Source organism: Micromonospora sp. C28ISP2-4, from assembly GCF_030519385.1.
In the GTDB taxonomy this organism is placed as follows: Bacteria; Actinomycetota; Actinomycetes; order Mycobacteriales; family Micromonosporaceae; genus Micromonospora; species Micromonospora tulbaghiae.
Window position 1 is genome coordinate 90,554 of record NZ_JAUMKG010000002.1, and the last position, 23,986, is coordinate 114,539.

At 73.6% G+C, this 23,986-nt stretch carries 29 protein-coding genes; 13 read left to right on the forward strand and 16 right to left on the reverse strand.

Going from position 1 to position 23,986, the window contains the following annotated elements; genetic code table 11:
• The first annotated feature begins 51 nt into the window (after positions 1-51).
• From Q3W68_RS09175 to Q3W68_RS09190, 4 genes are all read left to right on the forward strand, one after another.
• The gene (locus tag Q3W68_RS09175; protein ID WP_368045729.1) at positions 52-1,227 is read left to right on the forward strand and encodes an ATP-binding protein; all 1,176 of its coding nucleotides are present in this window, start codon (positions 52-54) and stop codon (positions 1,225-1,227) included.
• Positions 1,217-2,413 (forward strand): hypothetical protein, encoded by a 1,197-nt coding sequence (locus Q3W68_RS09180; RefSeq protein WP_302905062.1) that lies wholly within the window; start codon positions 1,217-1,219, stop codon positions 2,411-2,413. Before Q3W68_RS09175 ends, Q3W68_RS09180 begins: the two co-directional genes overlap by 11 nt.
• Complete coding sequence (locus Q3W68_RS09185) at positions 2,383-3,099, forward strand: response regulator transcription factor (protein WP_269704467.1); 717 nt, start codon at positions 2,383-2,385, stop codon at positions 3,097-3,099. Before Q3W68_RS09180 ends, Q3W68_RS09185 begins: the two co-directional genes overlap by 31 nt.
• 74 nt (positions 3,100-3,173) lie before the next feature.
• The gene (locus Q3W68_RS09190; protein ID WP_302905063.1) at positions 3,174-3,917 is read left to right on the forward strand and encodes a hypothetical protein; all 744 of its coding nucleotides are present in this window, start codon (positions 3,174-3,176) and stop codon (positions 3,915-3,917) included.
• Between the two features lie 24 nt (positions 3,918-3,941).
• On the opposite strand, the gene Q3W68_RS09195 is transcribed toward Q3W68_RS09190, so the two are convergent.
• A complete protein-coding gene (locus Q3W68_RS09195) occupies positions 3,942-4,694 on the reverse strand; it encodes a 1-acyl-sn-glycerol-3-phosphate acyltransferase (RefSeq protein ID WP_302905064.1) in 753 nt (250 codons plus the stop codon).
• 99 nt (positions 4,695-4,793) lie between these two features.
• Between Q3W68_RS09195 and Q3W68_RS09200 the strand changes: the two genes are divergently transcribed.
• Together Q3W68_RS09200 and Q3W68_RS09205 are read left to right on the forward strand one after the other, a co-directional pair.
• Entirely contained in the window at positions 4,794-5,453 is a 660-nt protein-coding gene (locus tag Q3W68_RS09200) for an alpha/beta hydrolase (RefSeq protein WP_302905065.1), read from the forward strand.
• A 9-nt stretch (positions 5,454-5,462) separates the two neighbouring features.
• Positions 5,463-5,852, forward strand: coding sequence for a VOC family protein (locus Q3W68_RS09205; protein WP_302905066.1), 390 nt, complete (start codon positions 5,463-5,465; stop codon positions 5,850-5,852).
• Between the two features lie 76 nt (positions 5,853-5,928).
• Here the strand turns inward: Q3W68_RS09205 and Q3W68_RS09210 are convergent, their stop codons facing one another.
• The 7 genes from Q3W68_RS09210 to Q3W68_RS09240 all read right to left on the reverse strand — a co-directional run bounded on the left by Q3W68_RS09210 (position 5,929) and on the right by Q3W68_RS09240 (position 13,527).
• Positions 5,929-7,989: a glycogen debranching N-terminal domain-containing protein gene (locus Q3W68_RS09210; RefSeq protein ID WP_302905067.1), complete on the reverse strand. Its 2,061-nt coding sequence runs from the start codon at positions 7,987-7,989 to the stop codon at positions 5,929-5,931.
• Positions 7,989-8,360 (reverse strand): SCP2 sterol-binding domain-containing protein, encoded by a 372-nt coding sequence (locus Q3W68_RS09215; RefSeq protein WP_302905068.1) that lies wholly within the window; start codon positions 8,358-8,360, stop codon positions 7,989-7,991. Before Q3W68_RS09215 ends, Q3W68_RS09210 begins: the two co-directional genes overlap by 1 nt.
• Before the next feature lie 164 nt (positions 8,361-8,524).
• Positions 8,525-8,941: a CBS domain-containing protein gene (locus Q3W68_RS09220; protein ID WP_013475429.1), complete on the reverse strand. Its 417-nt coding sequence runs from the start codon at positions 8,939-8,941 to the stop codon at positions 8,525-8,527.
• A 64-nt stretch (positions 8,942-9,005) separates the two neighbouring features.
• The gene (locus Q3W68_RS09225) at positions 9,006-9,674 is read right to left on the reverse strand and encodes a TMEM175 family protein (protein ID WP_302905069.1); all 669 of its coding nucleotides are present in this window, start codon (positions 9,672-9,674) and stop codon (positions 9,006-9,008) included.
• Positions 9,675-9,774: 100 nt separating this feature from the next.
• The gene (locus Q3W68_RS09230; protein ID WP_302905070.1) at positions 9,775-10,797 is read right to left on the reverse strand and encodes an aspartate-semialdehyde dehydrogenase; all 1,023 of its coding nucleotides are present in this window, start codon (positions 10,795-10,797) and stop codon (positions 9,775-9,777) included.
• A 97-nt stretch (positions 10,798-10,894) separates the two neighbouring features.
• Positions 10,895-12,238 carry a pitrilysin family protein gene (locus Q3W68_RS09235; RefSeq protein WP_302905071.1) on the reverse strand — a complete coding sequence of 448 codons (1,344 nt, stop codon included), beginning with the start codon at positions 12,236-12,238 and terminating at the stop codon, positions 10,895-10,897.
• The gene (locus Q3W68_RS09240) at positions 12,238-13,527 is read right to left on the reverse strand and encodes a pitrilysin family protein (RefSeq protein WP_302905072.1); all 1,290 of its coding nucleotides are present in this window, start codon (positions 13,525-13,527) and stop codon (positions 12,238-12,240) included. The genes Q3W68_RS09235 and Q3W68_RS09240 overlap by 1 nt, the downstream gene beginning before the upstream one ends.
• 85 nt (positions 13,528-13,612) lie before the next feature.
• Between Q3W68_RS09240 and Q3W68_RS09245 the strand changes: the two genes are divergently transcribed.
• Complete coding sequence (locus Q3W68_RS09245; RefSeq protein ID WP_302905073.1) at positions 13,613-14,326, forward strand: phosphodiesterase; 714 nt, start codon at positions 13,613-13,615, stop codon at positions 14,324-14,326.
• Here the strand turns inward: Q3W68_RS09245 and Q3W68_RS09250 are convergent.
• Complete coding sequence (locus Q3W68_RS09250; RefSeq protein WP_013288141.1) at positions 14,301-14,522, reverse strand: hypothetical protein; 222 nt, start codon at positions 14,520-14,522, stop codon at positions 14,301-14,303. The genes Q3W68_RS09245 and Q3W68_RS09250 overlap by 26 nt on opposite strands.
• Positions 14,523-14,775: 253 nt before the next feature.
• Between Q3W68_RS09250 and Q3W68_RS09255 the strand changes: the two genes are divergently transcribed.
• Genes Q3W68_RS09255 through Q3W68_RS09265 form a run of 3 tightly spaced genes read left to right on the forward strand, consistent with a single transcriptional unit; the run spans position 14,776 to position 16,384 of the window.
• Positions 14,776-15,873: a 3-deoxy-7-phosphoheptulonate synthase gene (locus tag Q3W68_RS09255; protein ID WP_302905666.1), complete on the forward strand. Its 1,098-nt coding sequence runs from the start codon at positions 14,776-14,778 to the stop codon at positions 15,871-15,873.
• Between the two features lie 49 nt (positions 15,874-15,922).
• A complete protein-coding gene (locus Q3W68_RS09260) occupies positions 15,923-16,147 on the forward strand; it encodes a hypothetical protein (RefSeq protein WP_302905074.1) in 225 nt (74 codons plus the stop codon).
• A 27-nt stretch (positions 16,148-16,174) separates the two neighbouring features.
• Positions 16,175-16,384, forward strand: a complete 210-nt coding sequence (locus Q3W68_RS09265) for a hypothetical protein (RefSeq protein WP_302905075.1) — start codon at positions 16,175-16,177, stop codon at positions 16,382-16,384.
• A 60-nt stretch (positions 16,385-16,444) separates the two neighbouring features.
• On the opposite strand, the gene Q3W68_RS09270 is transcribed toward Q3W68_RS09265, so the two are convergent.
• From Q3W68_RS09270 to Q3W68_RS09280, 3 genes are read right to left on the reverse strand one after another with little or no spacing between them, the layout of a single operon-like run.
• Positions 16,445-16,984 carry a DUF1360 domain-containing protein gene (locus Q3W68_RS09270; RefSeq protein ID WP_302905076.1) on the reverse strand — a complete coding sequence of 180 codons (540 nt, stop codon included), beginning with the start codon at positions 16,982-16,984 and terminating at the stop codon, positions 16,445-16,447.
• Between the two features lie 34 nt (positions 16,985-17,018).
• Positions 17,019-17,336, reverse strand: coding sequence for a hypothetical protein (locus tag Q3W68_RS09275; protein ID WP_120573496.1), 318 nt, complete (start codon positions 17,334-17,336; stop codon positions 17,019-17,021).
• Complete coding sequence (locus Q3W68_RS09280) at positions 17,336-17,635, reverse strand: DUF6158 family protein (RefSeq protein WP_302905077.1); 300 nt, start codon at positions 17,633-17,635, stop codon at positions 17,336-17,338. Before Q3W68_RS09280 ends, Q3W68_RS09275 begins: the two co-directional genes overlap by 1 nt.
• Positions 17,636-17,757: 122 nt before the next feature.
• Between Q3W68_RS09280 and Q3W68_RS09285 the strand changes: the two genes are divergently transcribed.
• Positions 17,758-18,180 (forward strand): hypothetical protein, encoded by a 423-nt coding sequence (locus tag Q3W68_RS09285; RefSeq protein ID WP_302905078.1) that lies wholly within the window; start codon positions 17,758-17,760, stop codon positions 18,178-18,180.
• Positions 18,181-18,205: 25 nt separating this feature from the next.
• Positions 18,206-18,535 carry a DUF3817 domain-containing protein gene (locus Q3W68_RS09290; RefSeq protein ID WP_252450311.1) on the forward strand — a complete coding sequence of 110 codons (330 nt, stop codon included), beginning with the start codon at positions 18,206-18,208 and terminating at the stop codon, positions 18,533-18,535.
• A 7-nt stretch (positions 18,536-18,542) separates the two neighbouring features.
• Here the strand turns inward: Q3W68_RS09290 and Q3W68_RS09295 are convergent, their stop codons facing one another.
• Positions 18,543-19,061: a DUF6232 family protein gene (locus Q3W68_RS09295; protein ID WP_302905079.1), complete on the reverse strand. Its 519-nt coding sequence runs from the start codon at positions 19,059-19,061 to the stop codon at positions 18,543-18,545.
• A 415-nt stretch (positions 19,062-19,476) separates the two neighbouring features.
• On the opposite strand from Q3W68_RS09295, the gene Q3W68_RS09300 reads away from it, so the two are divergent.
• Positions 19,477-20,442: a C40 family peptidase gene (locus Q3W68_RS09300; protein ID WP_302905080.1), complete on the forward strand. Its 966-nt coding sequence runs from the start codon at positions 19,477-19,479 to the stop codon at positions 20,440-20,442.
• Positions 20,443-20,514: 72 nt separating this feature from the next.
• On the opposite strand, the gene Q3W68_RS09305 is transcribed toward Q3W68_RS09300, so the two are convergent.
• The 3 genes from Q3W68_RS09305 to Q3W68_RS09315 form a co-directional block, all read right to left on the reverse strand.
• On the reverse strand, positions 20,515-21,504 hold the full coding sequence (locus tag Q3W68_RS09305) for an RNA polymerase sigma factor RpoD/SigA (RefSeq protein WP_043330973.1): 990 nt from the start codon (positions 21,502-21,504) through the stop codon (positions 20,515-20,517).
• A 476-nt stretch (positions 21,505-21,980) separates the two neighbouring features.
• Positions 21,981-22,928, reverse strand: a complete 948-nt coding sequence (murQ, locus tag Q3W68_RS09310) for an N-acetylmuramic acid 6-phosphate etherase (protein WP_128136672.1) — start codon at positions 22,926-22,928, stop codon at positions 21,981-21,983.
• Positions 22,925-23,839, reverse strand: a complete 915-nt coding sequence (locus Q3W68_RS09315; protein WP_302905081.1) for a MurR/RpiR family transcriptional regulator — start codon at positions 23,837-23,839, stop codon at positions 22,925-22,927. Before Q3W68_RS09315 ends, murQ begins: the two co-directional genes overlap by 4 nt.
• Positions 23,840-23,986 lie beyond the last annotated feature (147 nt).

Here is a 23,986-nt window from a genome sequence, read left to right on the forward strand (position 1 = left end):
ATCTATGCCGCGCGGACCCGGCCGGGTCGCTGCCGGAAGGACATCCCCCCGATGCCGGTCGCTGCCGCCATGCCCCTGTCACGGCCCTCGCCGGCCCGCCCGGCGGGTGACGCGTTCGGCCTGATCTTCACGACCACGCCGGCGCTGCTGCGGCTCACCTGCGGCCTGGTCGGCGCTGCGGTCGCGCTGTCGGTGCGTACGCCGCCGGTGCGGGCGGCGCTGCTGATCCCCGCGGTCGTCGTGCTCACCGCCTGGTCGGTCTGGTACGCGTTCCGCGCCTTCCGGCACGGGATCGGTGGCGCGCTGGTCGCCGGTGACGTGGCACTGACCACCGCCGCCGCGCTCGCCGTCCCGTGGCTCGTCGCACCGGAGGTGCTGCCGGGCGAGGCGAGCTGGGTCGCGGTGCTGGCCAGCTCGACCGTCATCAACGCCCAGGCCACCGCACCGGCCCGCTGGTCCGTGCCGGCCGGTCTGCTGGTCGCCGCCGCGTACGTCACCGGCGCCACGCTGGCCGGCAACCCGGCCGAGGCGCGGGCGCACGCCGCGACGCTGCTGGTGCAGACCGGCAGCACGGCGGTGATGACGGCGGTGATGCGCCGCCGGATCGGCCGCGCCGACGCCGCGTTCGCCGACTACCAGCGGTTGTCGCACGAGGCGGTGGTGGCGCGCGCCGCCCGCGAGGCCGAACGGCGGCACAACCGCGACCTGCACGACACCGTCCTGGGCACGCTCACCATGGTCGGCCTCGGCGCGGTGCCCGACTCGGCGACGTTGCGCGAGCGGTGCGCGGACGATCTGCGTACCCTCACCGCCCTGGCGGGCGCGCGGACCGCGACCGCGGCCGGCGAGGCCGACCTGGACGAACTGCTGCGCGAGGTGCTGGCCGGGACGCCCGGGCCGGCGGTGAGCGCGACGCTCGCGCCGTGCCGGCTGCCGGCGGAGGTCGCCACCGCGCTCGCCGACAGCGCCGCCGCCGCGCTGGCGAACGTGGCGCGGCACGCGCCGGGCGCTGCGACGTCGCTGCGCCTGGCCCGCGAGGGTGGCACCGTCGTGGTCGAGGTGGTCGACGACGGTCCCGGTTTCGACCCGTCCACGGTCCCGGCCCACCGGTACGGGCTGCGCGAGTCGATCCACGGGAGGATGAGCACTGCGGGCGGCCGGGCGGTGGTGACTTCCGCCCCTGGCGCCGGCACCCGGATCCGGCTGGAGTGGTCCGATGGCGAGTGAGTCGGGTACGGCCGTGGCGGCCGGCTCCGCGCTGCGCCCGCTGCCCCGGCCGCGGGTGGCGACGCGCTCCGCAGCGGCCACGACCCCGCCGGAGGCGCACGCGGTGGCCGACGCGTCCGACGGCGGCGCGCGGATCGCCGTGATCGTCATCGCGGCGGCCTGGCACCTGGCGGTGGCGCTACCGGCCGTGTTGCGCGCCGGATCAGGGATGGCCTTCCCGGCCGTGGTGGCGACGGGCTGGCTGGTGACCGCGCTGGTCGGGGTCGGGGCCGGCGTACGGCTGCTGCGCGGCGGACTGCCGGCGGCCGGGCCGCTGGCCGCGGTGCTGCTGGTGGTCGACGCCACGGTGGTCGCGGGGGCGGGCGAGCCGTTCCTGTTCAGCACCGCCAACTGGGTGTGGGGCGGTCTGGCCTGGTTCCTCCTGCTGGTGCTCTGGCAGCGGCCGGTGCGCTGGCTGCTGGTCATGCTCGCCGCGCACGGCACGATCGCGCTGGCGGCGGTGGTGCTGTACGGCGCGACCGCACCGGCCGACCTGAGCCGGGCCGCGATGTACGTCTACGGCACCTCCACCCTGCCGGTGGCGGTCTTCGTCGGCGCGGCGGCGCTCACCGCGCAGGCCCGGGACCGGGCGGCCACCGCCGCGGCGACGCTCGCCGTGGCGGCCGAGCAGGAGGCGGCCGAGCGGGCCCGCACCGAGCGGCAGGCGCGGCTGGCCCTGGTCAGCGGCACCGCCGAGGAGGTGCTGGCCGAACTGGCGGCGGGCGACGCCGACCCGGCCGACCCGGCGGTACGGCGGCGCGCGGTCCTGGCGGCGGCCCGGCTGCGCCGGCTGATCGCCGAGTCGGACGACGTGCCGGACGCGCTGCTGCACGAACTGCGCGCGGCGGCCGACCTGGCCGAGCGCAACGGACTGCCGATCGACCTGGTGTCGGTCGGCACGCCACCGGAGCTTCCGGTGGAGATCCGGCGCGGGCTGGCCGACCCGCTCACCGCGGCGCTCGCCGCCGCCGAGGGCTGGGCCCGGCTCACGGTGGTGGCGGGCCCGGACGAGGTGGTGGTCAGCCTGGTGACACCGGATCACGACGGCCCGGACGAGCCGGCGACCGGCGGGGACGGGCCGGTGGAACACCTGCACGAGCGGGACGGGGAGATCAGATGGACGCAGACCCGCTGGCGGCGGACGTGAACGCCGGAACCCCGATCGGGGTGGCGATAGTGGACGACCATCCGGTGGTGATCGACGGGGTGCGCGCCTGGCTGGCCGGCGAGCCCCGGTTGCGGGTGCTGGCCACCGGCGACGACCCGGACGAGGTGTTGCGGGCCGCTCCGGACGCCGAGGTGGTGTTGCTCGACCTGCGTCTGCACGGCCGGATGGTGCTGGACAAGCTGGCCGAGCTGAGCACGGCCGGGCGCCGGGTGGTGGTCTACTCCGAGCACAGCGACCCGCAGACCATGCTCGCCGCGCTCGATGCCGGGGCGGTCGCGTTCCTGGCCAAGCACGAGGGGCGCGAGCACTGCGTGGCCACCGTGCTGGCGGCGGCGAGCGACCGGCCGTACGTGCCGCCGGCGCTGGCCGGCGCGATGGTCGGTGACGCGCGCCCCGATCGTCCGTCCCTGTCGGACAAGGAGCGTGAGGCGCTGCTGCTGTGGTTCCAGTCGATGTCGAAGGCGTCGGTGGCGCGCCGGATGCAGATCAGTGAGCACACGGTGAAGCAGTACGTCGACCGTGCGCGGATCAAGTACACCCGAGCGGGGCGTCCGGCCGCCACGAAGGCGGCTCTACTCGCCCGGGCGATCGAGGACGGGCTCGTCCGACCGGAAGATATCGGCATCTACCGGTCCCAGGCGTCGGCCGACCGGCCGACCCCCTAACAGGTGTCATGACAGTCACCCCAGGAATCGGGCAGGCTCACCGGTACCGCCAACCGTCATCGGGAGGTCGTACCGTGCCGGAGGACGCCACACCCTTCTTCGTCGGACCGCACCGGTTCGACGCCGACGACGACCCCGCCCGTCCCGTGCTCGACCGGCGCTACGGGCTGGTGCCCGAGCCGGGCGAACGCCTGCTCGGTCAGCACGTCCTGCGCGTCGCCGGTCACCTGCTCGGCCCGAGCGAGGACGTCCGCTGCTGGTCCCTGCCCGCCCCGGCGACGATCACCGTGACCGAGCGCCGCCTGGCGTACGTCTGCACCGGCTCCGAACTGTCGGTGGTGTCCGGGCGGGACGGCCGGACGGGCGCCCGGCACCGGCGTCCGGTCCGGCTGTCCCGCCTGGTCAGCGGCCAGATCCGCTGGCAGTGGCCGTCCCGCCTGGAGCTGGCCGAGGTGGGCGACGGCATCGCTGAGCTGCGCATCGTCTGCGACGCGCTGCGCACCATCCGGCAGCCGGCGCTGGCGCTGACCGGCCCGGTCGGTCTGGTCGCCGGGCTGGCCCGGCAGGTACGCCGCTCGGTGGCCGGTTTCCGGCTCGCCAACGCCGACCTGGTGGACCTGTCCCCGCCGGAGCGGGACGCCCTCGCCGTCCGGGTGGCCGCCTCCCCCGGCCCGACGCTCGGCACCGTGACGCTGCCGGGCTCGCTGCCGGTGGAGTTCCTGTCCCGCGACGACTACTACCGTCCACCGGAGGCCGAGGCGTCACCGTGGGCGTGGTCCGGCTTTCCCGCCCACGACCAGCCCGGCTCCGCCTGCTGACGCCCCACGTCCGAAAACCCGGCGTCAGGAGGCGCTGCGGGAGCGGCGCTCGGACCGGTCCAGCTCGACTGCCTCCTCCGGGGTCGGCGCGCTGCCGCCCAGGTGGGCCGGCTGCCACCAGGTGTCGTCCGGGCCGGACGGCTTGTCCGGGTACTCCCGCTGGGCCCGGTCGACCAGCGCCGACAGGCGGGTACGCAGGTCGGCTGTCATGACGGTGGCGTCCGGGTAGGCGGACGGGTCCATCGGCTCGCCGACGACGATGGTGATCGGGGTGTGCCGTCGGGTCAGCGTGCGCGGGCGGCCCTTCGTCCACAGCCGCTGGGTGCCCCACAGCGCGACCGGCAGCAGCGGCACGCCCGCCTCCTGCGACATCCGGGCCGCGCCGTTCTTCAGGTCCTTCACCGTGAAGGAGCGGCTGATCGTCGCCTCCGGGAAGACGCCCACCACCTCGCCGCGGCGCAGCGCGCCCACCGCGGCGGCGTACGAGCCTGCGCCGGCGGCCCGGTTGACCGGGATGTGCTTCATGCCGCGCATCAGCGGACCGGAGACGCGGTGCCGGAAGACGCTGTCCTTGGCCATGAACCGGACCAGCCGCTTCGCCGGGTGCGCGCCGTAGCCGCAGAAGATGAAGTCGAGGTAGCTCACGTGGTTGGACGCGAGCACGGCGCCGCCGGTGTGCGGCACGTGCTCGCTGCCGGACACGTCGAGGCGCAGGTCGAGGAGCCGGAACATCGTCTTCGCGGCGGTGATCACAGGGGGGTACACGAGTTCCGACATGTCGAAACTTTACCCCGAGTAGGTTACGCGACCGTAGGGCCGATCTGCCCTCGGCAGACCCGGGTAGCGCCCCGGCCCGGGTCCGGCGACGATGACGCCATGACCGAACGCGCGGTGCTGCTCTGGATCCACGGCGGAGGCTGGCGGGCCCGCGCCGAGGAGGACGGGGCGGCGCTCGCCTCCCTCGGGCTGCGCGTGGTCCCGGCCACGTACCGGTTCTCCCACCAGGCGCGCTGGCCGGCCCAGCTCGACGACGTCCGCGCCGCAGCCCGGGCCGCGCGAGCCCGGGCGGGCGGCCTGCCGCTGCTGCTGGGCGGCGACTCGGCCGGCGGGATGCTGGCCCTTCAACTCGGCCTGCGCGGGGTGGACCGGCCCGGCGACGTGGCGGGAGTGCTCGCGTACTGGGCACCCGTCGACCCGCTCGACCCGGAGCAGCGGCGTCGGCGCGCTCCCGGCGACGACCCGTGGACCGACCTGCTGGGCCATCCGCCGGCCGCCGGCGATCCGGCCACCGTCGACGCGACAGTCGCCACCCACCTCGGCTCCGGCGTACCGGTGCTGCTGGTGCAGGGGCGCGACGACGAAGCGGTGCCGGCCACCCAGCCGGTCGAGCTGACCGGCCGGCTGCTCGCCGCCGGGCACCCGGCGCATCTGTGGCTCACGCACGGCGGTCACGAACTCGACCTGGCCCGGCCCGACCTGCGCGCGGCTGCCGCCGCGTTCCTGGACAGCGTCCTGCCCGGCGTCGCCGGCGACTAGGTTCGAGGCATGCCGGACCTCGCCGCGATCGTCATCCACTGCCGCGACCCCTACCTGCTCGCCCCGTTCTGGAGCGCGGTCACCGGGCTGCCGGTGGTCGAGGCGGACCGGGTGAAGCTCGCCGAGGGCACGCTCGGGGTGACCGAGGCGGTGCTGCTGCGCGATCCGCACGGGCGGCGTCCGGACCTGTGGATCAGCCCCGCCGACGTGCTGCCGGAACCCGGCCGGATCCACCTCGACCTGGTCGGCGACGCCGAGGAGCGGGCCGCGGTGCTGGAGGCGGGCGCGACAGTCGTCCGCGAGCTGCCGCGCTGGACCGTGCTCGCCGACCCGGAGGGCAACGAGTTCTGCCTGCTCCCGCCGAACGAGGCACACACCGCGCCGCCACCCGGGCACTGACCCGCCGTCCAGGCACCGACGACGGGCACCGACCCGCCGCCCGGCCGACCCGCTCAGTCGGCCCCGGCCGACCCGCTCAGTCGGCCAGCTGGTCGAGGTCGAGCCGGCCCCGGGCGAACGCGTCCACCCGGCCCCAGCGGCCCGGGATGTCCAGCACCTCGATCCGTCCCATGCCCACCGGCAGCCGCGGGTCGACCGCCAGGTGCTTGTCGTGCGGCTCCAACCCGAGCATGGTGCGCAGCAGCAGCAGCGGCGCCCCGGTCGACCAGGCCTGCGGGCTGCACGCGGTCGGGTACTCCACCGGGAACTTGGTCAGCTCACGCTGGTAGCCGCCGAACGCCTCCGGCAGCCGGCCGTCGAAGTAGGTGGCCGCGTCGAGGATGCCGTTCGCCACAGTGGCGGCCTCCTCGGCGAAGCCGTACCGCCGCAGGCCCCAGGCGACGAACGAGTTGTCGAACGGCCAGATCGTCCCGTTGTGGTAGCCGATCGGGTTGTAGCGGACCTCGCCCTCGGCCAGCGTCCGCACCCCCCAGCCGGACCAGAGCCGGGGGCCGACCAGATGCTCGGCGATCTTCGGCGCCCGCTCGTCGTCCACGATCCCGCTCCACAGCAGGTGGCCGATGTTGGAGGTGAGCACGTCGCACTGGCGCCCGTCCGGGTCCAGCGCGAGCGCGTAGAAGCCGCGGTCGGCGACCCACCAGTCGTTGTTGAAGCGCCGCTTCAGCTCCGCCGCCTCGCGTTCCAGCTGATCGGCGTACGTGGGGTCGTCCCAGAACTCCCGCGCCATCCGGGCGGCCCGCATCTTCGCGTCGTAGGCGTACCCCTGCACCTCGCAGGTGGCCCGGGGGAACGGCGGCAGCGTGCCGTCGGCGTACGAGATGGAGTCCCACGAGTCCTTCCAGCACTGGTTCTCCAGGCCGGTGTCGGTGTTGCGCCGCTCGTACCAGATGTAGCCGTTGCCAAGCAGGTCGGCGTAGTCGTCGATCCACTTCAGCGCGGCCCGGCACTCCCGTTCCAGCTCCTTGACCAGCGCGCCGTCGCCGCTCCACCGCTCGTACTCGTCCAGCAGCACCACGAACAGCGGGGTCGCGTCCACCGAGCCGTAGTACGGCGAGTGCGGCTGCTCCTCGAACGCGGCGGTCTCGCCGTACCGCATCTCGTGCAGGATCCGGCCCGGGTCCTCGTCCCGGAAGTCGTCGAACCGGGTGCCCTGGAGCGCGCCGAGGATGCGCAGCGTGGTCTTCGACATCTCCGGCGCGAACGGCAGCACCTGGAGGCAGGTGAGGATGCTGTCCCGGCCGAACATGGTCATGAACCAGGGCAGGCCGGCCGCGGGCAGCGTCTGCCCGCCGAGCGACAGCGGTGAGAAGCGCAGCGCAGCGAGGTCGACCAGGCTCCGCCGGTACGTCGCGGCGAGTTCCTCGTGCTCGCTGTTCAGCTTCGGGGCCCGGCTGATCCACTCCTCCAGGTCGCGCTGGAGCACGAGCCGCTCGGTGCCGTGCGCGCGCAGTCCCATCCGCAGGTCCCGGCCGCCGGGGCCGATCGCGAACGTCTGCACGTCGATGACGGCGTCCCACTGCTCGTTGGGTTCCAGCCGGATGCTCCAGGCGAAGCCGCGCTGGTCGTAGCGGGCCGGCTGGTCGGCGGAGACGAGCGTCTCGCGCCGGAAGTTGCCACGCCGGTAGCCCAGGCGCAGCCGGTCCGACTCGGCCTCGGCGTAGTGTTCGCCCTTCTTGTTCAGGATCTCGTCCTTGACCTGGAACAGGTCGGCGAAGTCGGACCCGGCGTCCATCCGGATCTCCAGGTCGACCGCCTTCTCGTCGTGGTTGAGGATGGTCAGCGTCTCGCGGAAGCTGCCGCCGACGGCCCGCTCCCGGATGACCGACAGCTTCGCGTCGATGTAGTGCGTGGCCATGCCGGGCACCAGGAAGAACCGGGCCTCGTAGTACTGGAGGTCGTCGTAGGAGAGCGCGTTGAGCCGCTCGCCGTTGACGGTGAGCACCCACTTCGACAGGTACCGCGTGTCGAGCGAGAACAGGCCGGTCGGCTCGCTCGGTGTGGCCTCGATGTCGCCGGTGTCCTCGCACACCACGAACGTGTTGCCGTCCAGGATCCGGACGGTGTTGCTGCCGGGCATCAGGCACCCCTCCCGCCGAACGTGTGGTGCGGCCCACGGGAGTCCGGCGGGCCGGGGAAGACCCGCTCGACCTGAAGCACGAGCCGCAGGTCGCCGACGACAGTCATGTCACCGCGCAGCAGCGCCGCGATCGCGTTCTCCTCGCCGCCGACCAGCTCGGCGAACAGGCGCGGCTCGGTGCCGACCACCGTGTCCGCCTCGCCGTCCTCCTGCCGGACCCGCAGGTTGCCCCGGTCGATCTCCAGCAGCCAGTGCGTGGTGTGCGGGCCCTCGTGCAGGTCGAAGCGGAGCGTTCCGGATGTCTTGACCAGCAACGGCTCGAACCCCCGCCGGTCCAGGTCCTCGAAGAATCTCGTGGTCATGTCCACCATCCGGGCGACTCCTCCCGCGATCCGCGGTCTTACCTGTCCAGGCTCGGTGTCCCCACCCCATCCGGGGCCAACCTCGCCCGAACCGGGTGAGCGCGGCGGCACCGTCACGACGCGCGACGCCGGCCCCCGAACCGGGGGCCGGCGTCACCGCGGCAGACAGGTCCTCAGTTGTTGGGGTCGTCGGCGCTGATGTCCGCGAGCACCGACTGGGGTTCCCGCTCCACCGCCAGGTCACCCATGGAGATCAGGCCGACCAGACGGCCGTCGTCGACCACCGGGAGGCGGCGGACCGCGTACGTGCGCATCAGGTCGGCGGCGGCCACGGCGTCGTCGTTCTGGCTGACGGTCACCACGTCCTTGCTGGTGATCTGGTTGAGCCGGGTGGCGGTGGGGTCCATGTTCTCGGCGACGCCCCGTACCGCGATGTCCCGGTCCGTCACGATGCCGACCACGTTGTCGCCGTCGGTCACCACCACGTCGCCGATGGCGCTGTCGCGCATCTCCTGCGCCGCGGCGATGAGCGTGTCGTTGCCGTCCATCGTCACCAACCGGGTCGTCATGAACTCTCCGACCGTTGTCATGGTGCTCCCCTCTCGGTGTCGGCACGGCCGTCTACCCGCCGCCGCAGGCGGGGTAACGCCTGCGTCACCCCCGGTGGCGCAGGCGCCGGCGCAGGTCGTACGAGCCGTTGCTGGACAGCCCGTAGAAGACCGGCAGCAGCAGGAGCACCACCAGCGCCGCCGGCACGCTCAGCAGCACGCCCACCAGACCGGCGATCGCGTACGCGAGGACGCCGAGCAGCGCCCGGACGCGTTCGGCCTCGAAGAACCGGGCCGTGACGTGCGGCTCAAGCAGTTCCCGGTGCCGGCTCAGGTAGTGGTAGAGCCACAGCCAGGTGAGCGACAGGATCACGCCGACCAGCGCGTACGCGGACACCGCGACCCGCTCGTCGGCGGCGTCGCCCTCCTCCACGGCGCGGGAGACCAGCCCGGTGACGAACGGCAGCAGCGCCACGCTGAACAGCACCCCGAGGTTTGCCCACTGCAGCCCCCGCTCGGCGCTGCGGACCCGGTGGAACGTCCCCTTGTGGTTCAGCCAGTTGACGGCCACGTACAGGTAGGACGTGACGTAGGCGAGGTAGACCGGCCACTGGTCGAGCAGCGCGCGCAGCATGCCGCCCGGTGCCGTCTCGGGCACCCGCAGGTCGAGCACCAGCAGAGTGATGACGATCGCGAACACGGCGTCGCTGAACCCGATCGCCCGGGCCGTGTCCGCGCGCGTCCCGGCGTCCCCGGTGTCCCCTCCGGCCGTCATCGGCACCCCCGCCCTGCCGGCGCGGGGCGGCCGGCGACCCGGAGGGCATGCCAAGGTGCGGGCGTCCGTGCCGGGTGGCCCGGCACGGACGCCCGCGGGGTCAGCGCTCGGCGGCGACCAGCTCGGCGAGCTGCACGGCGTTCAGCGCCGCGCCCTTGCGCAGGTTGTCGTTCGAGCAGAACAGCGCGAGCCCGTGCTCGACGGTCTCGTCGGCCCGGATCCGCCCGACGTACGTCGGGTCCTGGCCGGCCGCCTCCAGCGGCGTCGGCACGTCCCGCAGCGCCACGCCGGGCGCGCCGTCGAGCAGCTCACGGGCGCGGGCCGGGTCGATCGGCCGGGCGAACCGGGCGTTGATCTGCAACGAGTGACCGGTGAAGACCGGCACGCGCACGCACGTGCCGGAGACCTTCAGCCCGGGGATCTCCAGGATCTTGCGGCTCTCGTTGCGCAGCTTCTGCTCCTCGTCGGTCTCGTCGGAGCCGTCGTCGACGATCGAACCGGCGAGCGGGAGCACGTTGAAGGCGATCGGGCGGGCGAACGAGCGCGGCGCCGGGAACTCCACCGCCCCGCCGTCGAAGGCGAGCCCGGCGGCGTCCTCGGCCACCTTGCGGACCTGCTCGTCCAGTTCCGCCACCCCGGCCAGGCCGGCGCCGGAGACCGCCTGGTAGGTGGAGACGACGAGGCTGACCAGCCCGGCCTCGTCGTGCAGCGGGCGCAGCACCGGCATGGCGGCCATCGTGGTGCAGTTCGGGTTGGCCACGATGCCCTTCGGGCGGTCCGCGATCGCGTGCGGGTTGACCTCGGCGACCACCAGCGGCACCTGCGGGTCCATCCGGAACGCCGACGAGTTGTCGATCACCACGGCGCCGGCCTCGGCGACCCGGGAAGCCAGCTCCTTCGCGGTGCCCTTGCCCGCCGAGAAGAGCACGATGTCCAGGCCGCGGTAGTCCGCGGTGGCCGCGTCCTCCACGGTGACCTCGCCGTCGCGCCAGGGCAGCGTGCGCCCGGCCGACCGGGCCGAGGCGAACAGGCGCACCTGCTCCGCCGGGAACTCGCGCTCCGCCAGCACCTGCCGCATGACGCCACCGACCTGACCGGTGGCTCCCACAATGCCGATCCTCATGCCCGCGAGGCTACCCAGCCGGGCGGCACGGGTGGGAAACGTTTCCCACCGCGCGGATGCGGGGCGACGGGAATCACAGGCCCGCCGCCCCGCCCGGTCACGTGTGGTCGACCACCTCGCCGAGACCGCTGGCGACCAGCTCGTCCCGGATGACCGCCGCGTCCCCCTCGATCACCATCGTCAGCGACTCGGGGTGCAGGTAGGTCGCGGCGGCCGCGGAGACGTCCTCGACCGTCGCCGCGAGCAGTTGCTCCCGCAGCCGCGCGTGGTAGTCGTCCGGCAGGTCGTGCACGACCAGCGTGCTCAGGGCCGCGGCGATGGCCCGGGGGCTCTGCAGCTCGACCGAGAGCTGCCCGGCCCGCCAGGAACGCGCCACCTCCAGCTCCTCCTCGCTGACGCCGGTCAGCTGGGTACGCGAGATCTCACCCACCGACTCGACGAGCGCCGGCGCGGTCACAGCGGTCTGCACGCCGGAGCTGACCGCGAACCGGCCGAACCGCCGGGACGAGGCGAAGTCCCCCCGGATGCCGTACGTGTAGCCGCGTACCTCACGGATCAGGTGGTTGAGCCGGGACGTGAACGCGCCGCCGAGCACGGTGCCGGCGAGCGTCATCGGCACGTGGTCGGGGTGGGCGCGGTGCGGGGACGGGTGGCCGAGCCGCAGCGTGGACTGCACCGAGCCGGGCCGGTCGACCAGGATGATCCGCCGCTGCCCGGCCAGCGGCACGTCGATCGGGCCGCCGCGTTCCACAGGGCCCCCGCCGGCGCCGGCGAACGCCGTCGCGGCCAGCGCGTCCAGGTCGATCCGCTCCAGGTCACCGGCGACGACGAGCGTGCCGGGCCGGATGAACCACTCCGAGTGGAAGACGGTGACGTCGTCCACCTCCAGCGCGGCCACGCTGTCCGGGTCGCCGTAGAGCGGGCGGCCCCACCGGTGCTGCGCGCCGAACAGCTCGGCCCGCAGCACCGCGTCGGCACGCGGGCCGGGGTTGGCCCAGTCCATCCGCAGCGCCGTGGCCTCGTCGTCGCGTACGCGCAGCACGTCGGCCGGGGCGAGCCGGGGCGTACGGACCGCCTCGGCCAGCAGCTCCACTGCGGCGGTCAGCCGGTCCACCGGCACCTGCACGCTCACCTGGAACGAGTCCCAGTCGAGCCCGGTCGCCAGCTCGGTGCCGAGCGCCTCGATGGCCAGCGCGTACGCGGTGGCGTCCCGCTGTGCGGTGCCCTCCTCCAGCGCCTTGGCCAGCACCGCGCCGAGCCCCTCCTTGCCGACCGGCTCCCGGCCCGCGCCGCCGTCGAGCAGCAGCAACGCGACGGCGAGGTTCTGCCCCGGCAGGTGCGCGGCGACCACCTGGCCGCCGGCCGCCGTACGCCGGACCACCTGCGGGAACCGGTAGGCGCGGGCGGCGCCGGGGCCGGGACGGGTGGCGATCAGCGACATCACTTCTCCTCGGGCAGGTAGGTCAGGATCACCCGGTCGGCGGCGCCGAGCAGCTCGGCGGCCTGCTCGGCGATCTGCTCCGCGGTCACCGCGAGCCAGGCCGGCAACCGGTCGGCCGCGCGGGCCGGGTCGCCGAACTGGGTGGCGTAGCGGCCGAGCGTGTCCGCCCGCCCGTCGACAGTGGACATCTGCCGCCACCACATGGTGCTCAGCAGCGCCTTGGCGCGGTCCAGCTCGGCGGCGGTCACCGGCACGCTGGCCAGCTCGTCGACCACCTCGGCCAGCCCGTCGCGCAGCCGCTCGGCGCTCACCCCCGGGCGGGCCGTGGCGGTGGCGATCAGCGGGGCGGGGGCGTGCGCCAGGTCCACCCCGTACGCGCCGACCAGGTCCGGCTGGGCGATCCGCTCACCGTCGGCGAGGCGCTGGTAGAGGCGGCTGCCCCGGCCGCTGCCGAGCACTGTGGCCAGCACCGTTGTCACGTCGTACCCCTGGGTGCCGAACGGGTGGGTGCGGTGCGCGACGTAGACGCGGGGGGCGGGCACGTCGGCGGTGACCGTCTCCACCGCCGGGTGGCCGGTGGCGGGCACCGTGCGGCCGTCCGGCGCGGCCGGGATGTCGGCGCGCGCGGCGAGGCCGCCGAAGTACTTGTCGGCGAGCGCGAACACCTCCGCCGCCTCCGTGTCGCCGACCACCGTGAGGACCGCGTTGTTCGGCGCGTAGTACGTGCTGTGGAACTCCTGGAAGGTGGCCAGGTCGGCGGCGTTCAGGTCGGCCATCGACCCGATCGTCGCGTGGTGGTACGGGTGGCCGGGCGGGTAGAGCAGCGGCAGCAGCCGCAGCCACGCGTCGCCGTACGGCACGTTCTCGTAGCGCTGCCGGCGCTCGTTCTTCACCACGTCGCGCTGGTTGTCAAGCGTCTCCTGGGTCAGCGCCGGCACCAGACCGCCCATCCGGTCGGCCTCCAGCCAGAGCGCCAGTTCCAGGTGCTCGGCCGGGACCGTCTCGAAGTAGTTGGTCCGGTCCGGGTTGGTGGTCGCGTTGAGCGAGCCGCCCGCGCCCTGGATCAGCTTCATGTGCTCGGTCTTCGCCACGTTCAACGAGCCCTCGAACATGAGGTGCTCGAAGAGGTGGGCGAAGCCGGTCTGTCCCGCCGGCTCGTGACGTGAGCCCACGTCGTACCAGAGGTTGACCGCCACGGCCGGGGCGGTGCGGTCCTCGCTCACCACCACGCGCAGGCCGTTGTCCAGTCGGGTCGTCTCGATCGGCCAGGGGAAACCGCTGTCGGGCATGAGACGACGCTATCCGATCTCGGAGGCGGAAAGGTGACACGCGCGCCGGAGCATCGTCGGTGCGCGCCGGGGTACCCGTGCGGGCATGGCCGCCACCACACCCTCCGCCGTCGAGCGCGCCGCCGCCGCGCTGACCCGGCTCCGGCACGCCCGGCTGCTGCACCCGGCCGGGCGCACGTTCGCCGGGGAGGCCCGGATCTGGGGTACGCCGGGACCGCCGACCGGGGTTGCGCTGCTCGACGTGCCGGGCCGGTGGCCGGCCACGATCCGCCTGTCCAAGGGCGTGCCGACGCCGGGCGGCTGGCCGGACGTGCTGGGCGTGGCGGTACGGCTGCACCGCGACCCGGAACCGCCGGTGGACCTGCTGTGGAGTTCCAGCGGCGCCGCGCCGGTGCTGCGGAACCTGCCGCTGCCCCGGCGGCGCTTCACCGGGACGTACACGTCGATCATGCCGTTCCGGGCCGGCGGGCGGCGGCTGTTCCTGGCCGTGCTGGCCGACCCGGAGTCACCCGACCTGGGTCGCGGCCTGGCCGAGGCGGGCGCGGCGGTCGCGGCCGACGAGCCCCGGCTGGTGCTGGCGGTGGCCTCGGCGGTGGGCCGGTGGCGGCCGTTCGGCGAGGTACGCCTCGACGACGAGCGCGGCGCCGCCGAGGACGCCGCGCTCGCGTTCGACCCGATCGGCAACGCGCCGCCGGGGTTGCGCCTGACCGGCCCGCTGGCCCGGCTGCGGGACGACAGTTACCGGGGTTCCCGCCGGGCCCGGGGCGCCGCGCTCAGTCGGGCGGCTCGACAGGGGTGACTGTCTGCTCGGAGGTGCGGTGCTCCAGCACCGTGTCGGGGGCGGCGTTCTGGTCCGCCTCGCGGATGTCGGACTCGGTGAGGATCGCGTCGGCCTGGGCCTCCGCGTCGTCGCTGCCCGCCGCCGCCTCCTCCGGCAGCAGGTGCGCTCGGGATTCGATCCGTTCCTGGTCACTCGGGTCGTGGCTCGTGGTCATGCCGATCACATACCCCGCGTTCCGCACTTCGGAACGACAGCGGGACTTCCGGCGCGCGTCGGGTACGCTGGCCGACGTGACGCGGTCGTATCGATGGTTTAGGCAGCCGGCTGGAGGAGCCGGTGACTCGACCATGAGCTGACGTCACCACCTCTTCGAGCCGGCGGGCAGGGATTCCTTTCCCTGCCCTTTCGTATGCGAGCAGCCGGCTCGATCCCCCGGACCCGGCACGGGGGCACGGTCGGCGGAAGGAATCCCCACCGTGACCACGTCCCAGGACGCCCATCGGGTCATCGACCAGCGCATCGACCGTGTGGTGCCGCTGACCACCCCGGCCCTGCTGCACCACCACCTGCCGCTCGACACCCCGCTGGCCGAGGCCGTCGTGGCGGGCCGGCGTGCCGTCGGCCGGGTGCTGGACCGCGCCGACGACCGGTTGCTCGTCGTCGTCGGCCCCTGCTCCGTGCACGACCCGGCCGCCGCCCTGGAGTACGCGGGCCGGCTGCGCGAGGCCGCCGCCCGGGTCGCCGACGACCTGCTCGTGGTGATGCGCGTCTACTTCGAGAAGCCGCGCTCGACTGTGGGCTGGAAGGGCCTGATCAACGACCCGGCGCTGGACGGCTCCGGCGACGTGAACACCGGCCTGCGTACCGCGCGGGCGCTCCTGCTCGACGTGCTGCGCCTGGGCCTGCCGGTGGGCTGCGAGTTCCTCGACCCGATCACCCCGCAGTACATCGCGGACACGGTGGCCTGGGGCGCGATCGGCGCGCGGACGGTGGAGAGCCAGGTGCACCGGCAGCTCGCCTCCGGGCTGTCCATGCCGATCGGCATGAAGAACCGCCCGGACGGCAGCATCGCCACCGCGGTGGACGCGATCCGGGCGGCCGGGGTGCCGCACGTCTTCCCCGGCATCGACGTCTCCGGCACCCCGGCGATCATGCACACCCGGGGCAACGCGGACGGGCACCTGGTGCTGCGCGGCGGGGGCGGCCGGCCGAACTACGACGCGGAGTCGGTGGCCGGGGCGCTGGAGCTGCTGCGGGCGGCGGGCCTGCCGGAGCGGGTGGTGGTCGACGCCAGCCACGCCAACAGCGGCAAGGACCACCGCAACCAGCCCTTGGTCGCCGCCGACGTGGCCGCGCAGCTCGCCGCCGGCCAGCGCGGGATCGTCGGCATCATGCTGGAGAGCTTCCTGGTGCCCGGCCGGCAGGACCTGGACCCGACCCGGGAGTTGGCGTACGGCCAGTCGGTCACCGACGCCTGCATCGGCTGGGACGCCACGGCCGAGGTGCTGGAGCACCTGGCGCAGGCCGTCCGGGCCCGCCGGGCCACGCTCCCGGCACCGGCCTGAGCGGGGTTGGGGCGAGTTTGACCGGTTCGGTGCCGGGTAGGTGGTCGGCGTGACCGATGACGCGCCCGTGACCGAGCAGCCCGACACCAGGCCGATCGACGACCTGCTGGACGACATCTACCACGGCCAGGAGCGGATCACCCAGGCGGACATCTACCGCCGGGCGGTGGCCGCCGAACTCCCCGCTGAACTGCTCACCCGGATCGCCGCGCTCCCCCAGGGCGAGTACGCGGCGGACGAGGCGGCCGATCTGCTGGGCGGCACGGTCGCCTGAGCCCCCGGAAGACCGAGAGGACGCGACATGACCGACAGCAACCCCGATCACGAGCACCTGGCGGCGCTCGGCCAGCCCCCGGAGGGCGTCGACACGCTGCCGGAGCCCGACTTCGCCAACGAGCACGACCGCACCGCTGTGGACCGGGAAGTGATCACCGGGGAGGACGAGGACGAGCGGGAGCCGGAGGCGTCGCGCGGCTGGGCCGGCGAGGACCACGGCACCACACCCACCTGACGGGTTGGGAGACACGGGAAAGGGGGCCGGCTCGCGCCGGCCCCCTTTCGTGTCGGTGGGTCACCCCTCGTGGCGACCGCCCTCGGCCGCCTGCTGGGCGACCGCGTACCCCATCTGGAGGAAGTCGGAGGCGGCCACAGCGGTCAGCGCGGTGGCTACCAGCCGGGTCAGCCGGGGCGCCAGCACCAGGCCGCCGGTGAGCCCGGTGGCCACCCAGACCGCCAGGCAGAACGGGCAGCTCACCAGCTCGCCGAGCGCGTGCCGGGTCGGGCTGCCCTCGTCGCGGACCTGCTCCATCACCTCGCCGCTGCCGATCGGGTGGTCGTAGCGGGTGAACGGCGCCCGCAGCGGGCTGGTGATCGCGTCCTTGGACAGCAGCCGGCTGAGCTTGTGCGTGGCGATCGAGAGCAGCACCACGTCCGCCGGCGTGGGCCGCTCGGGCACCGGCCGGCCGGTCGCCCGCACCAGGCCGACGAGCCCGGCTGTCACACCGGCGTACGTGCCCATCGCCTTCAGGTAGCCCTCCAGCGGCCGATGCTCGTGCGGCGCGTACGCCTGGCGCAGGCGCGCCACCTTCTGCTTCAGGCCACTCCCGGTCAACCCGGCCTCCTCGTGCTCGTCGTGCGGGCCGGGCTCATCCGGCGGTCAGGTTGTCGGCCACCTCGCGGTCGAGGTTGGCCAGGATCTCGTCGGCCAGGTCGTGGTCCGGCCCGGCGAGGTCCAGCCGCACCCGGGCGCCGCCCGCGTCGGCCGGCTCCACGTCGATCTCGGCGGACCAGTCCGCGGCGCTCCACCGGGCCCGCATGTCGTCGGCGTCGACGACCTCCACCCGGCAGGCGCCGGAGCTGCGCAGCCGCTCGGGCAGCCAGGCCGAGGAGCGGTCCGGATCGGTGGCGGTGTTGAACACCACCTCCGGCGGCGCGGACATGCCGCGCTCGGCGTGGCTGGCCATCAGGCGTCCCGCAGCCGGCTCGAGTCGACCTCCCGGCCCGGGTGCCGGGCCAGGTACTCCGTCTCCAGTTCGGCGGTGCGCCGCAGGTGGTTGGCGAGCGCCGAGTCGGTGGCGTGCCGCAGCGTGTCCAGCCGGGTGCGGTGCAGGCTCTGCATCTCCCGGACCAGGTCCTCGTCGCCCAGCTCCGCGGGGTCCACCCCGAGCTGCTCGCCGTCTGCGTCGACGGTGCGGGCGTGGTCGCCGTCCCACTCCGCGACCCGCTGTTCCGGGCTCGCGTCCCGGCGTACCGATTCGGTCATCGTCGCCCCCTCGTCTCGTTCGGGTTGCACCTGTTCGGATGCCCAGCGGGCGTGCCACCAAACCACCGCCCGGACTACGACGCCGTGTCGGAGACGCCCGGCGTCCCCGGTACTCTCGTTGCATGGAACGGCTCTGGACACCGGCGTGGATCATCCGCCACGTGGCCATGGTCGTACTGGTGGCAGGTTGCCTCGGCATGGGCTGGTGGCAGGTCACCCGCGCCGCCGGGGGGAACGCGATCAGCTTCGGTTACGCGATCGAGTGGCCGGTCTTCGCCGGTTTCGTGATCTTCGTCTGGTGGCGTGAGGTCCGCCAGACGCTGCGCGCCGCCGACCCCGCGCCGTCCGAGGACACCGCGCCGTCGGTGACCGCCGGCGCCGCGCCGGTCGCCGCCACCCCTGCGGTACGCCGGCCGGTACGCGTCGTGCGGGTGCCGGCCGCACCGGCCGACGGGGCGGACGACGCCGAGCTGGCCGCGTACAACCGCTACCTATCCTGGTTGAACGCCAATCCGGGCGCCCGGCCCGGCGACTATCCCGGCTGAGGCCGGTGCGGAAGGACGGACGACGGTGGGCGGAGCCTTTACCCGGTACCGCGTGATCGCCTGGATCGTGGGCGTGGCGCTCGTGGTGCTGGTCCTGATCGGCATGCCGCTGAAGTACGGCTTCGACAACCCGAGCGTGGTGGGCGTGGTCGGCGTGGCGCACGGCTGGCTGTACATGCTCTATCTGGCGCTCACGTTCGACCTGTCGCGCCGGGCGAACTGGCCGCTGAAGCGGATGCTGCTGGTGATGCTGGCCGGCACCGTGCCGTTCGTCTCGTTCTACGCCGAGCGGCGGGTGAGCCACTGGGTGGCCGCCGAGAGCCGCCCGCGTACGCCGGAGCCGGTCGCGGGCTGACCGCAGCTCACCGGGCCGGCCGCCACGGCTCGGCCGCCGGCGGGTCGGCCCAGCCGCCCAGCCGGGCCGCCTCCCGGGCCCGCGCCAGCGCGCGGGCGACCTGGCCGAACTGCCGCTCGTCGTCGCTGCTGAACAGCAGCACCTCGGTGCCGCGCACCCGTCCCCACAGCTCGTGCGCCGGTGGCCGCACGCGGTCGCCGATCAGCACGAGCAGCAGCGGCACCAGCCCGACCGCGCCGAGCATGAGGTACGCCCCGGCGGTGAGCCGGTGCAGGCCGCCGGTGAAGCCGAGCAGCAGGCCGACCGCGGCGATCATCGCGGCGGACACGGCGACCGCCCGGACCGCGAGCCGGTCGTGCGGACCGCGGTCGGTCCGGAGCTGGGTGATCTCGGCCACCGGCCAGCTGTTCCGGCCGACGGTGAAGCGCTCGGCGGTGACGACGATGCCGGGCCGGGCGTAGAGCAGCCTGGGTGCGGCCGGTCGCGGCGAGCGGGGCGGCTGGGTGGCGGAGCGGTCGGTCTGCACGGCGGCCTCCCGGGAGCAGGGATCCCGTGGTGGGATTTCCCGTCCGGGCTCCATTGTGTTGGCCTCGCGCCACCTGACCTCGGGGTTCGGGCGGTCGCGGGGGTCACCGGCCCGGCCGCGCTCGCCCGAAACAGAGAACCATTTCCGTCTTTGTCGTGACTTTGCCTGGCGGTACCTGGCGACATGCGCCCAGAACGACGAATCGGACGAGTCGCCTCATCCACCCACCGGCTCCCCCTCATTACTTTCCGCCACTTTGCCAACTTTCGCCCCTGCTTGAACTCCCGGCCACTGCGATCACGGGTTAGGTTGTCCAGGTCGGCCCGGTCGACAGCCGTCCACCCGGACGGCCCCGGGCCGGTGTCGCCGGGTCGCGAACGCGCCCGGCGACCGGTGGGAGAGGAGCTTTCCGCTCTTGTCGTCCTTACGGATGCTGCTCCGCTCGCTGGCGGTGGCCGGCCTCTCGGCCGCGCTGCTCGCCCCGGCGCAGGTGGCCCGGGCCGAGCCCACACCCGCCGAGCTGACGAAGCAGATCGAGAAGTCCTCGACTGAGCTGGAGCGAATCGTCGAGTCCTACAACAAGCTCAACGAGGACATCAAGGCCAACAAGGCCACCGCGGCCAAGTTGGAGGCCCGGATCGGGCCGTTGCAGGAACAGGCCGAACGCAGCCGCGCCGACGTGGGCGTGCTGGCCGCGACGGCGTACAAGACCGGTGGCATGCGCACCGCGGCGGCCCTGCTGGACCCGGGCGGCCAGGCCACGCTGCCGGAGCGGCTGGGCACGCTCGACCAGCTGACCCGCCAGCGGCAGCGCACCATCAACAGCTTCACCACCGACCAGCAGCGGCTGATCGACCAGAAGACCGCGCTGGACGTCACGCTCGCCCGGGAGGCGGCGCAGGCCAAGCAGCTCAAGTCCGCGAAGACGCGGATCGAGGCGGACCTGTCCGACCTCTACGAGATGCGGCGCAAGGCGTACGGGCGGGCCACCGAGGCACCCGGCAACCCCAGCTCGGCGGGCAAGCCACCGGCCGTGTCCGGCGACGCCGGCACGGCGGTGCGGTACGCCTACGGCGCGGTCGGCAAGCCCTACGGCTACGGCAACGACGGCCCCGGCAGCTACGACTGCTCCGGCCTGACGCTCGCCGCCTGGCGGGCGGCCGGGAAGTCGCTGCCGCACAGCGCGGCGCAACAGTGGGGCGCCACCACCCGGATCAGCCGCAGCCAGCTGCAACCGGGCGACCTGGTGTTCTACTCCGGGCTCGGGCACGTGGCCCTCTACGTCGGCAACGGCCAGATCATCGACGCGCCCAGCGCCGGGCGCAACGTCAGCAAGCGCGGCATGAACATCATGTCGATCGCCGGCTACGGCCGGGTCTGAGCACTGCGAAGACGGCGAACGGCCGGCGTCCCCCTGTCGGACGCCGGCCGTTCGCCGTTCATTGTTACCAGGTCAGGCGGCCTGGAGCCCTTCCGCGCGAGCCAGCTCACGCAGCCGGCCCAGAGCCTGGATCTCCAGCTGGCGGATGCGCTCGCGGGACAGCGAGAACCGCGACGCGACCTCGGTCAGCGAGTGCTCGCGCCCGTCCTCCAGGCCGTACCGGGCCCGCATGATGCCGGCGGAACGGTCGTCGAGGTGGTTGAGCAGACCCTCGATCCGCTGCCGCTCCAAGCCGGTGAGCACGATCTCCTCCGGCGACGGCGCGTCGCTGTCGGCGACCAGGTCACCGAGGTTGGTGTCGCCGTCGTCGCCCACCGGGGTGTCCAGCGAGACGGTGTCCTGCGACCAGCGGACCAGCTCGTTGACCCGCTCGACGGTGACGCCGAGCGCGGTCGCGATCTGCTCCGGCTCCGGGTCGCTGCCCAGCTCACGGGTGAGCTGCCGGGCCACGTTGCGCATCCGGTTGACGTCCTCGACCAGGTGCACGGGCAGCCGTACGGTCCGCTCCTGCTGGGCGATCGCCCGGCTGATGGCCTGGCGGATCCACCAGGTCGCGTAGGTGGAGAACTTGAAGCCCCGCTCGTAGTCGAACTTCTCGACCGCCCGGACCAGGCCGGTGTTGCCCTCCTGGATCAGGTCCAGCATGGGCATCCCGGAGCGCACGTAGCGCCGGGCGATCGACACGACGAGTCGCAGGTTCGCGCGGATGAACAGGTCCTTCGCGCGCTCACCCTCGACGACCAGCCGCTCCAGGTCCTCCCGGTCGACGCCCTCGGGGATCCGGTCCTCGTCGAGCAGGTGCTCGGCGTAGAGGCCGGCCTCGATCGCCTTGGAGAGGTCGACTTCCCGGGCGGCGTCGAGCAGCGGCGTCCGGGAGATCTCGTGCAGGTAGACGCCGACCAGGTCCCGCTCCTCGGCGACCTCGTCGGTACGCATGCCGATGTTCTTGTCCACGATTGCCACGGTCCCCTCGCTCGCGCCGGTTGCCCGGTTCCTTGCCATCCCCACGTTCATCAGCCCTCCCCGTAACCTCCGCTGTGCCCGTAGGTGCTGACACCTACACAACAGATGTGACGCGTCGGGGATTCCATGTCGTGAGTCGAAACTGTCACGAATGCCTGAGTAGTAGCTGAGAGCCCGGTCCATGTTTCCTGTTACCGGCCCGGTTCGGGCGGCTCGCGGGCGCCGTTTTCGGCGCACACCGGAGCTGCGAAATCGCCGTTCGCCCATGGAATGGCACCATTGCCTGTTCCATGAACACAGCGAGCCGCGTCACCGAGTCGTTGCGATCCTGGTCACTGCGAGATACGCGCCTGCGGACCGGTCGGTTCAGCCGTGCTCAAGGATTACCCTCCGCCTCGTTGAACAATCCGTGCGGGAGGAGTCGTCCCCTCCCCGCACGTGATACGCGTCGCACCCGCCGGGCGGATGCGCCGGGCGGGTGGATCGGGCGCAACGGGCCGGCCGGGGCCGGAACCTCAGGAGGCGAGCAGTTCGAGCGCGCCGCGTACCTGATGGGCGGAGCGGGCCAGCGCGGCGCGGGCGGCGGGCACCTCGGCGCCGGACACGAGCGCGACGAGGGCGGTCTTCAGGTCGCCGTCGGCCTCCCGCAGGGCGACCCGGCACACCTCCTCGGCGCAGCCGGTGGCCTCCATGAGAATCGAGATCATGCGGCCGCGCAGTTTGGCGTTGGTGGCCACCATGTCGATCATCAGGTTCGAGTAGACCCGGCCCAGACGCACCATCACGGCCGTGGAGAACGTGTTGAGCACCAGCTTCTGCGCCGTGCCGGCCTTCATCCGGGTCGACCCGGTGACCACCTCCGGTCCGGTGTCCACCCCGATGAAGACGTCCACCGACGCGGCGGCCTCGGCCTCCGGATTCGCGCAGAGCAGCACCGTACCGGCCCCCTGCGCCCGGGACGCGGCGAGCGCCCCGAGGACGTACGGGGTGCGTCCGCTGGCCGCCAGGCCCACCACGAGGTCGCCGGGGCGTACGCACTCGGCCGCCTCGGCGGCGCCGCCGCGCTCGTCGTCCTCGGCGTCCTCGACGGCCCGCCACATGGCGTCCGGGCCGCCCGCGAGGTGCGAGCAGAACCAGTGCCGGGGCGAGTTGAACGTGGGCGCCAGCTCGGCCGCGTCCAGCACGCCGAGGCGTCCGGAGGTGCCGGCGCCGAAGTAGTGCACGCGGTGCCCGTCGCGCAGCGCGGCCACGGCCAGGTCGACCGTCTCGGCGATCTCGTCCAGCACGGCGGCGACCGCGGCCGGCACCCGCCGGTCCGCCTCGTTGATGACGGTGAGCACGTCCCGGGTGGACATCAGGTCGAGGTCGACGCTGTGCGGGTTGCGCCGCTCGGTCGGCGCGCCGACGCGCACCACCGGTCGCACCGCCGCCACCCCGTCCCGCTCCACCCGACCCGCCGTCATCCCCGCCTCCGCCCGGGGCCGACCCGGTGCGACTGGACCGCCTCGGCGGTGGCCTCCAGGGCCTTCTTGGTCCGGGCCCGGCTGCGGGCGGCCACCCCGACGAAGAGGCAGTCGACCACTGTGAGCTGGGCCAGCCGGCTGGCGGTCGCGCCGGAGCGGTACGTCGTCTCCCGGGCGGCAGTGGTGAGCACGTGGTCCGCGACCTCGGTGATCGGCGAGCGCGGGAAGTTGGTCAGTGCCACGGTGGTGGCGCCGCGGGCCCGCGCCTGCTCCAGCACCTCGATGACGTCGGACGTGGTGCCGGTGTGCGAGATGCCGACCGCGACGTCACCGCGGCCCAGCAGGGCTGCGGAGGTGAGCGCGGTGTGCACGTCCGGGAAGTAGAACGCGATACGGCCGATGCGGTGCAGCTTCTGCTGGAAGTCGGAGGCGACGAAGCCGCTGGCGCCCGCGCCGTAGACGTCGATCCGGCCGGCCGCGCCGATCGCCTCGACGACCTGTTCGCAGACCGCCGGGTCGAGCTGCTCGGCGGTCTCCTCGACGGCCCGGGCGTCGTTGAACGCGATCGTGGCGATGATCTGGGCGAGGTCCGCGCCCGGCGGGATGTCGCCGCCGACCACCCGCGCGTCCGGCGGCTCGACCCGGCGGGCGGCCTCGGCGGCGAGCCGGATCCGCAGCTGGGGGTAGCCGTCCATGCCGACGGAGCGGCAGAAGCGGATCACTGTCGCCTCGGACGTCTCGGCGGCGGTGGCGAGGTCGGTGATCGTCCGCCGGGCCGCGTCCGCCGGATCGGAGACGACCAGCCGGGCCACCCGCTGTTCGGCCGGGGACAGCGAGGGCAGCAGGCCGCTGATGTGGACGATCAGTCCACCGGGCTCGTGACTCGCAGAAATCTTCGGACTCTTCGCCACGGATGAAACTTACTTTCACCAGGCGTGAGCGTCAACCATGACACCGCGTATCGGGAAATTTACTGTCTTCCGTACCGCCCCGGGCCAAGGATCCCATTGTCGCAGCCCGACCGCCTCATCCGCTCCGGTCGACTCACTCCTGCCGCC

Excerpts from the sequence above, each read along its gene's own strand:
- Q3W68_RS09200 (WP_302905065.1), top strand. The coding sequence starts at position 4,794 with ATGACCGAACGCGCGGTGCTGCTCTGGATCCACGGCGGAGGCTGGCGG.
- Q3W68_RS09285 (WP_302905078.1), top strand. The coding sequence starts at position 17,758 with ATGGAACGGCTCTGGACACCGGCGTGGATCATCCGCCACGTGGCCATG.
- Q3W68_RS09265 (WP_302905075.1), top strand. The coding sequence starts at position 16,175 with ATGACCGACAGCAACCCCGATCACGAGCACCTGGCGGCGCTCGGCCAG.
- Q3W68_RS09235 (WP_302905071.1), bottom strand. The coding sequence starts at position 12,238 with ATGTCGCTGATCGCCACCCGTCCCGGCCCCGGCGCCGCCCGCGCCTAC.
- Q3W68_RS09250 (WP_013288141.1), bottom strand. The coding sequence starts at position 14,522 with ATGACCACGAGCCACGACCCGAGTGACCAGGAACGGATCGAATCCCGA.
- Q3W68_RS09205 (WP_302905066.1), top strand. The coding sequence starts at position 5,463 with ATGCCGGACCTCGCCGCGATCGTCATCCACTGCCGCGACCCCTACCTG.
- Q3W68_RS09180 (WP_302905062.1), top strand. The coding sequence starts at position 1,217 with ATGGCGAGTGAGTCGGGTACGGCCGTGGCGGCCGGCTCCGCGCTGCGC.
- Q3W68_RS09240 (WP_302905072.1), bottom strand. The coding sequence starts at position 13,527 with ATGCCCGACAGCGGTTTCCCCTGGCCGATCGAGACGACCCGACTGGAC.
- Q3W68_RS09175 (WP_368045729.1), top strand. The coding sequence starts at position 52 with ATGCCGGTCGCTGCCGCCATGCCCCTGTCACGGCCCTCGCCGGCCCGC.
- Q3W68_RS09220 (WP_013475429.1), bottom strand. The coding sequence starts at position 8,941 with ATGACAACGGTCGGAGAGTTCATGACGACCCGGTTGGTGACGATGGAC.
- Q3W68_RS09195 (WP_302905064.1), bottom strand. The coding sequence starts at position 4,694 with ATGTCGGAACTCGTGTACCCCCCTGTGATCACCGCCGCGAAGACGATG.
- Q3W68_RS09225 (WP_302905069.1), bottom strand. The coding sequence starts at position 9,674 with ATGACGGCCGGAGGGGACACCGGGGACGCCGGGACGCGCGCGGACACG.
- Q3W68_RS09280 (WP_302905077.1), bottom strand. The coding sequence starts at position 17,635 with ATGACCGAATCGGTACGCCGGGACGCGAGCCCGGAACAGCGGGTCGCG.
- Q3W68_RS09245 (WP_302905073.1), top strand. The coding sequence starts at position 13,613 with ATGGCCGCCACCACACCCTCCGCCGTCGAGCGCGCCGCCGCCGCGCTG.
- Q3W68_RS09185 (WP_269704467.1), top strand. The coding sequence starts at position 2,383 with ATGGACGCAGACCCGCTGGCGGCGGACGTGAACGCCGGAACCCCGATC.
- murQ (WP_128136672.1), bottom strand. The coding sequence starts at position 22,928 with ATGACGGCGGGTCGGGTGGAGCGGGACGGGGTGGCGGCGGTGCGACCG.
- Q3W68_RS09305 (WP_043330973.1), bottom strand. The coding sequence starts at position 21,504 with ATGGCAAGGAACCGGGCAACCGGCGCGAGCGAGGGGACCGTGGCAATC.
- Q3W68_RS09215 (WP_302905068.1), bottom strand. The coding sequence starts at position 8,360 with ATGGTGGACATGACCACGAGATTCTTCGAGGACCTGGACCGGCGGGGG.
- Q3W68_RS09230 (WP_302905070.1), bottom strand. The coding sequence starts at position 10,797 with ATGAGGATCGGCATTGTGGGAGCCACCGGTCAGGTCGGTGGCGTCATG.
- Q3W68_RS09210 (WP_302905067.1), bottom strand. The coding sequence starts at position 7,989 with ATGCCCGGCAGCAACACCGTCCGGATCCTGGACGGCAACACGTTCGTG.
- Q3W68_RS09275 (WP_120573496.1), bottom strand. The coding sequence starts at position 17,336 with ATGGCCAGCCACGCCGAGCGCGGCATGTCCGCGCCGCCGGAGGTGGTG.